The organism is Myroides marinus (genome assembly GCF_900109075.1).
Lineage (GTDB): Bacteria > Bacteroidota > Bacteroidia > Flavobacteriales > Flavobacteriaceae > Flavobacterium > Flavobacterium marinum_A.
In genome coordinates this window covers 118,071-125,668 of the sequence record NZ_FNYS01000010.1, presented here as the reverse complement: position 1 = coordinate 125,668, position 7,598 = coordinate 118,071, and the positions used below count along the sequence as shown (strand labels likewise).

The 7,598-nt window shown below is 32.4% G+C and carries 6 protein-coding genes and 1 rRNA gene; 3 read left to right on the top strand and 4 right to left on the bottom strand.

Annotated elements, in window-relative coordinates; genetic code table 11:
* The first annotated feature begins 15 nt into the window (after window positions 1-15).
* Window positions 16-125: ribosomal RNA gene (gene rrf, locus BMX53_RS11660) — 5S ribosomal RNA — on the top strand.
* Between the two features lie 108 nt (window positions 126-233).
* Window positions 234-1,085, top strand: coding sequence for a TraB/GumN family protein (locus tag BMX53_RS11655; RefSeq protein ID WP_074746483.1), 852 nt, complete (start codon window positions 234-236; stop codon window positions 1,083-1,085).
* 43 nt (window positions 1,086-1,128) lie between these two features.
* Here BMX53_RS11655 and BMX53_RS11650 read toward each other — a convergent pair whose 3' ends face one another.
* The 3 genes from BMX53_RS11650 to BMX53_RS11640 all read right to left on the bottom strand — a co-directional run bounded on the left by BMX53_RS11650 (window position 1,129) and on the right by BMX53_RS11640 (window position 5,315).
* Complete coding sequence (locus BMX53_RS11650) at window positions 1,129-3,075, bottom strand: heavy metal translocating P-type ATPase (RefSeq protein ID WP_074746481.1); 1,947 nt, start codon at window positions 3,073-3,075, stop codon at window positions 1,129-1,131.
* Between the two features lie 91 nt (window positions 3,076-3,166).
* Window positions 3,167-4,489 carry an MATE family efflux transporter gene (locus tag BMX53_RS11645; protein ID WP_074746479.1) on the bottom strand — a complete coding sequence of 441 codons (1,323 nt, stop codon included), beginning with the start codon at window positions 4,487-4,489 and terminating at the stop codon, window positions 3,167-3,169.
* Between the two features lie 121 nt (window positions 4,490-4,610).
* Entirely contained in the window at window positions 4,611-5,315 is a 705-nt protein-coding gene (locus tag BMX53_RS11640; RefSeq protein ID WP_074746477.1) for an OmpW/AlkL family protein, read from the bottom strand.
* 228 nt (window positions 5,316-5,543) lie between these two features.
* Here BMX53_RS11640 and BMX53_RS11635 point away from each other — a divergent pair, with 228 nt between their 5' ends.
* Window positions 5,544-5,900, top strand: coding sequence for a CoA-binding protein (locus tag BMX53_RS11635; protein WP_038985782.1), 357 nt, complete (start codon window positions 5,544-5,546; stop codon window positions 5,898-5,900).
* A 78-nt stretch (window positions 5,901-5,978) separates the two neighbouring features.
* On the opposite strand, the gene BMX53_RS11630 is transcribed toward BMX53_RS11635, so the two are convergent.
* Window positions 5,979-7,481, bottom strand: a complete 1,503-nt coding sequence (locus BMX53_RS11630; protein WP_074746476.1) for a sodium:solute symporter — start codon at window positions 7,479-7,481, stop codon at window positions 5,979-5,981.
* Between the last annotated feature and the right edge of the window lie 117 nt (window positions 7,482-7,598).

Here is a 7,598-nt window from a genome sequence, read left to right as displayed (position 1 = left end):
AAGTAACAACCGATTTAAGGTGGTTATTGCAGCGGGGCTCACCTCTTCCCATTTCGAACAGAGAAGTTAAGCCCGCTAGCGCAGATGGTACTGCTAACCAGTGGGAGAGTATGTCGCCGCCTTTCTTTATAGAATCCCCAATCTCATTAGAGGTTGGGGATTTTTTGTTTTTATTAGCTTTATGCTATTGGTTTAGTGCGTACATTTAAGAATTGTACTTAATAAGGTAAGTTATGAGAAAGCACATATTAGTTAGTATTTTATTTTTCACTAGTATAGTTTCTATTTTTGGACAGGAGGTATTAGATAAATCCCTACTTTGGGAGATCACTGGAAATGGATTACATAAGCCCTCATATATTGTGGGGACTATTCATATTATGTGTAAAGATGATTTCGTGTTGACACCTAAGGTACAGAGGGTTATTGACAGAGTAGATAATCTAACTTTAGAAGTAAACTTTACTGATCCTAAAGAGATTGTGGAAATTCAGAAATCTATGAATAATCAAGTATCTCTAACAAGAAATTTGGATGAAGATAATCGGAAAGAGCTAGTAGAATTATTGATTAATGAGTACGGATTATCTAATAGCGAAGTGGACTCTATTTCTTCCTTAGGATTAATGAATTTGATGACTAATAAGGAACTGCAGTGTGAAGTGGTTAGTTATGATGTTGAGTTAATTATGCTTGGAATGAAAAAAGGAAAGAATTTCGGAGGATTAGAGCATGGTAAAGAACAATTAGAACTATTTAATAAAGCTTTTTCTGTTAAAGAGATTGTGAGGCAATTAAAGTTAAAAGACGAAAGTACTGATAACTTAACAAGTATTATTGAAGCCTTTAAGAACGAAGATATGAATAAACTTTATGAACTAGGTACTGATCCTCAATTTATGCCTATGGAGGTTAAAAGTATTATGTTGGATAATAGAAATAAGATGTGGGTAGAAAAAATGGGAAGGATAATGTTAATAGAATCAACTTTGTTTGCGGTGGGAAGTGCTCATTTAGGAGGAGAGGTTGGTGTTATTGAGTTATTGCGAAAGAAAGGTTATGACGTAACACCTGTATATGAATAAGATTAAACAAAAAACCTGAGATATTACTCTCAGGTTTTTTTGTTTATATAAATTTCATTTTTTGAATTCTTACTGCATTTAGTATGGCAAGTAACGCAACTCCAACATCTGCAAATACAGCCTCCCACATTGTTGCAACACCACCAGCACCCAGTATCAATACTATCACTTTGACTACTAATGCTAGAGTAATGTTTTGGATTACAATCTTGCGTGTTTCTTTACCTATGTGCATAGCTGTTGCTATTTTCGAAGGCTGGTCAGTTTGGATTACTACATCTGCAGTTTCGATAGCAGCATCACTACCTAAAGCTCCCATAGCTATACCTACATCGCTTAAAGCTAAGACAGGTGCATCATTTATACCGTCACCGACAAATGCTATTGACTTATCAGGATGTTCTTTTTTAAGTTTTTCAACCTGTTCTACTTTTCCTTCAGGAAGTAAACCTCCCATAGCTAAGTCTATATTTGTCTCTTTTGCTACCTTTTGAGTAATAGTATCTTTATCACCACTTAACATCACTGTTTTACTTACCCCCATGGATTTCATAAGTGTGATTGCTTCTTTAGCATCTGATTTGATTTGATCAGCTATAGTGATATATCCACTGTATTCTTTATTTATAGCTACTACTACAATACTTTCTACTATATTATCTACATCAGTAGGGTATGAGATGTTATAATGCTTTAAAAGAGCTGTATTACCTACTAGTATTTCTTTATTATCTACTTTACCCATTAATCCTTTACCAGAAATCTCATGTACTTCTTCAGCTGTTTTGTTTGTAGGATATGCCTCTACTATAGCTTTGGCTATAGGGTGAGTAGATTGTTTTTCGATAGCAGATACTATTGAAACAAATTCAGTTTGCTCTATTGTAGTCTCTACTTTTTGTACTTTGAATACTCCTTCTGTAAGCGTTCCCGTTTTATCCATTACTACGATATCTAGCTTAGCCATGAGTTCTAAATAGTTAGACCCTTTGAAAAGAATACCATTTTTAGATGCTGCACCGATACCTCCGAAGTATCCTAGTGGAACAGAGATCACTAATGCACAAGGACAAGATATTACTAAGAATACTAATGCTCTACCTAACCAAGTCTGGAAAATATATTCACTACCTAGTATGAAGTAAGGGATGATAGTTAAGGCTACAGCTAAGAAGAATACAATAGGTGTATAAATTTTTGCAAACTTTCTGATGTATAATTCTGTAGTTGCTTTACGAGCGCTAGCTTCTTGTACCATTTGTAGTATCTTAGCTAGTGAACTATCTTGATATAATTTAGTTGTTTTGATTTCTACTACATTCTGTAGGTTGATCATTCCAGTAAGTACAGTTTCTCCTTTTTCGTAGGTATTAGGTTTACTCTCTCCTGTCAGAGCAGAAGTATTAAAGCTACCTTTATCAGTTAAAAGCTCTCCATCTAAAGGAATCTTTTCACCAACTTTAACCTGGATGATTTCTCCTATCTGAACTTCCTCAGGGCTTACCACAACGTATTGATTATTTCTAGATACTGTTGCTTCATTAGGACGAATATCTAATAATGCTTTAATATTTCCTTTGGCTTTATTAACAGCATTTTCTTGAAATATTTCTCCTATAGTATAGAAAACCATTACAGCTACTCCTTCAGGGTATTCTCCAATAGCAAAAGCTCCTATAGTAGCGATGCTCATTAGTGAAAACTCATTAAAGAAGTCACCTTTAACTCCTAATTTAGCAGCTTCTTTAAGTACTGGAAATGCTACTGGTAAATATGCCACAGCATACCAAGCTAATCGTAGATAGTTGTTGTTGATAAACCATTCAGCCTTTAATACGTTTGCTAGTATTACTCCGATAAAGAGCATTACCAAACTAAAACCAACGAATAACTTAGTATTTTCTCCTTCATGACTGTGGTCATGATCATTGTTGTGATTGTGTTGTTCGTGGTTATGTGAGTGATTATGGTTTGAATGTTCTTGACACATAATTCTGATGTTTTATTGATTTATAACAAATGTACTAACATATAATCATTATAAATAATATAGAACTATGTTTGCAACGCTGTTGCATTATCTATTGATCCACATAATTCTTTTTAAAGAAATACATTAAAGGGAAGCTTCTACAGCACATCCATACTCCAAAAGCAATCCATACACTGTATAGTTTAAAGTTGAAATAATCAAGAATTAATAGAGTAGGTATGAAACCACAAAATGTAGCGAATAACAGATTGTTACGCAATACTTTTGCATCTCCCATTCCTTTAAATATACCATCAAATATATAAGCTAAGGAGTTAATCGGCTGCATAAATAAAACTAGCCAAAAAATACTAGTAAATACATAGATTACTTCGGGATCTTGGTTGAATAACAATCCTATTGGTCTGTAGAAAACTATACAAATACCAATTAATAGTAGAGATATTATAATGGCGTATTTACTAATATCTTTACTCATTTTCCACATTGTTTGGTAGTTGTTTTCTCCAACAAGTTTACCTGAAATGGCATTTCCAGCACTAGCATATCCATCAATAAAGAAAGAGAAGAATAACCATATATTCATCAATATACTCTGGGCAGCGATGTAGTTCTTTCCATATCCTGTTGCATATGCATTAGCTAAATAGATGGCTAGATTAAGTGTAGCTGTTCTTATAATGAAATTAAAGCTCATTATTATTAATGGCTTTAGTGAAGGGTTGATAGTTTTTCTAACTTTTAATGAAAAAGGTGTGTATTTAAAAAAGTAGTATAAAGCCATAACTAGCATTATACTTTGCGCAATGACACTCGCATAAGCAGCTCCTTTGATATGCATAGCAGGAATTACTCCTTCAATACCAAATACAAAATAGTATGTAAGCACCACATTAATTATAGCTCCTGTTAAACTACATTTCATCGCCCATAATGTATTTTGTAATCCTCTGAATACACCATATAAGGCAAATGTGATTAAAGTCAAAGGAAAACCCCAAGCTCTAATTAGATAATATTCTTTAGCGTATGTTAATAATAAGCCTTCTGCATTATAAGCTATGAATATCTCATTTACAAATAAAGTAGTAAATATGAATAATAAGATACTAAGTATAAAGTTAAATAGTATTGCTTGTGGAACTAGTGTCTTGACAGCAAATATTCTATTAGCTCCTAAATGTTGAGATACAGTTGCAGATATGGAAGTCTTGGTTTGTGCTACAATCCAAATAATTGCAGATAAGAAAGAACCTACTAATCCAACAGCTCCTAAAGCTTCTACGCTATTCTCCTTTACGTTACCTACGATAGCAATATCAGTTAGAGATATTAAAGATTCTGAGATACCTGCGAATATTGCAGGAATAGCTAGTTTATTAATGTCTTTAAAACTGATTTTATTTTGCATTCTATAGTGACCTATTGTGTTTCATTGAAAAGACAAAGGTCGCCTAAAAAATAGACAATAAAAAACCACCCTTACCTGTAGAACAGATAAGGGTGGCAAAAAAAAATGTCTCATTAAATAATTAAAAACGCATTCCTACACCAAAACCAATTAACATTGGATCTAGCTTAACTTTAGCAGGAATTGGTAATGTTGTTCCTGCTGGTGTACCTGCAGGTAATAAGTTAGTAGCATCAACAGTTACGTCTGTTTTTAGGAATAACTTTTTGAAGTCAACGTTGATAAAGAATTTCTCTGTTAAATCAATATCAAAACCAAATTGGTAACCCCATCCAAACTTGTTGTCATACTTAATATCTTGTGCTACACCAGATTTTTCATTATAGAAAATAGTGTAGTTAACTCCAAGACCAACATATGGTTTAAATACTTCACCAAATTTGTGGTGGTATTGGAACATTAAAGTAGGAGGTAATAAGTAAACACTTCCTAAATCAACATTAGCAGAAGAAGGTCCACCAATAGCTGATAGATTTGATCCTAATGTTCCTACTGTATGTCTAGTTGTTCCTAAGATTAACTCAGCAGCTAAGTTTTCTGTGAAGAAGTAAGTGAAGTCTAATTCAGGGATGAAGTTATTGCTTACATCGATTTGACCTCCGATAATTCCGATATCTGCTCTGTTATGAGGAACTACACCTACACCACGTAGACGCATTTGCCATTTATAATCTGTTTTCTCAGGTGCACTATTAGTTTCTTGTGCGAATGAAGAACCGCTCACGAATAATGCAGCTCCTAAAATTGAAAGTAGTAACTTTTTCATAATTGAGATTTTAAATTTCTAGAGTAAAATTACTGTTAAATTTGTGTCAGAAATATGACTTTTATCATTTATCTAAAAATTATTAGAAAAAGTACTTAAAAATTGGCTAATTTTTAAAAATATTCTTTATTAGAATCAGTAGTTTAAATTCTAAAAATGTATTATATTGATGTAAGTTTAGTTTTAATTAGAGTTATTTGTGTTTAATTTGTTAAAAATATAAAAATTATGAAGACATTAGTTGTAGGTGCATCTTTGAAAGAAGAGCGATATTCTAATAAAGCGATAAATATGCTTAGAGAATATGGGCATGAAGTAGTAGCACATGGACTGAAAGAGGGTAAAGTATTAGATGTTGATATATTCAAAGATTGGAAGAATTATGAAGATGTTGATACTGTGACACTATATCTCAATCCAACTCGTCAAGAAGAGTTTTATGATGATATTATAAAGCTTCACCCTAGACGTGTAATCTTTAATCCAGGAACAGAGAATAGTGTGTTTGTTTCTTTGTTGTCAAAAAATGATATCCAGTCAGAAGAAGCGTGTACATTGGTGCTTTTAAGAACTGAACAGTATTAACAAGTATTGTATAAAAAAAAGGTATTAGATAGTTATTTACTATTTAATACCTTTTTTTATATGTTGATTGCACTTTATTTATTCTGTTATTGGTTCAATTCGTTTAGTACTAGCTATAAATAACAATAGTACAGTAATTAAGCCATTTACCAATATAAGTTCATTATCAAATATATATCCTCCTAACAAGGTTGCCGAATTGTTACTTATCCATAAGGTGATAAAGGGAGCAACTAGACATATATAAGGAACAACTTTATCTTTTACTGCTCTATTATTAAATAATATAGCAAATGTAAATAAACCTAATAGTGGTCCGTATGTGTATGAGGCTATCTTAAAGATCATACTTACTACTGATGCATCATTAATGGCATTAAACAAGATGATGACTAAGAACATTAATAAAGAGAATGCTAGGTGCACTAATTTTCGCTTCCATACATTTGATTTATCATCTTTCTTTTTATCCATATGTAAGAAGTCTATACAAAATGATGTAGTTAATGCTGTTAATGCCGAATCTGTTGTTGCAAATGTAGCGGCAGTTAATCCTAATAGAAATATAATTGCAGGTACTAGACTTAGATAATTAAATGCTATCTCAGGGAATAGTAAATCAGTACGTGGCTTACCACTCGCTAGATCTAGTGGTACAGAAATACCATTTTTCTCTGCATAGATATATAATAAAGCTCCTACTCCTAAGAAGAATAAGTTAATCACAACAAATATTGCTGTGAATGAATACATATTCTTTTGTGCCTCTTTGATATTCTTACAACTAAGATTTTTTTGCATTAGATCTTGATCTAAACCTACCATTGCTAATGTGACGAATATTCCTCCTATAAATTGCTTAAGGAAGTGATAACGTGAAGAAATGAAATCCTCAAAGAAGAAGACTTTAGAATAATTACTATTCTTGATTGTTTCGAACGCTTCAACAGCAGATAAATCTAAACTGTGACATATAAATATAATAGTGAATATCACAGATGCAACTAAAAAGAACGTTTGTAAAGTGTCTGTAACTATAATAGTTTTTAATCCTCCTTTATAAGTATAGGCATAAATAAGTAATAGAGCTATTAAAACAGTAGCAAAGAACGGAATACCAAAGTAGTCAAATACATAACGCTGTAATACAATTACAACTAGATATAGTCTGAATGCCGAACCTATAGTTCTACTTAGTAAGAATATTGTAGCTGCAGACTTATAGCTATAATGACCAAGTTTCTTCTCTATATAGGTATAGATAGATACAAGGTTATACTTGTAATATAAAGGTAATAGGATAGATGCGGTCAGTAAAAAACCTACAGCATTACCTAGTACAAATTGAAAGTATTTAAATTGCTCTCCATTAGGCGAACCTACTTCTCCTGGTACAGATATAAATGTTACACCTGATAATGCGGTACCTATCATACCAAAGGCTACTAGATACCACTTAGCATTCTTATTAGCGCTAAAGAAAGCGTCGTTACTACTGTCTTTTTTACTGATGTAATGTGATATACCTATTAGGATACCGAAGTAAACTATTATTATAGATATGATAGCTAATGGTGTCATAGTGTTTGTTCTGATTTTACGTATGTGTTCAAAAGTAATTCTTTTTTGCAAATTATTCTTTTTGATTTTACGGATTGATAAAAGTGATGAGCAGAGGTGTAGGTCTTGACATTTTAT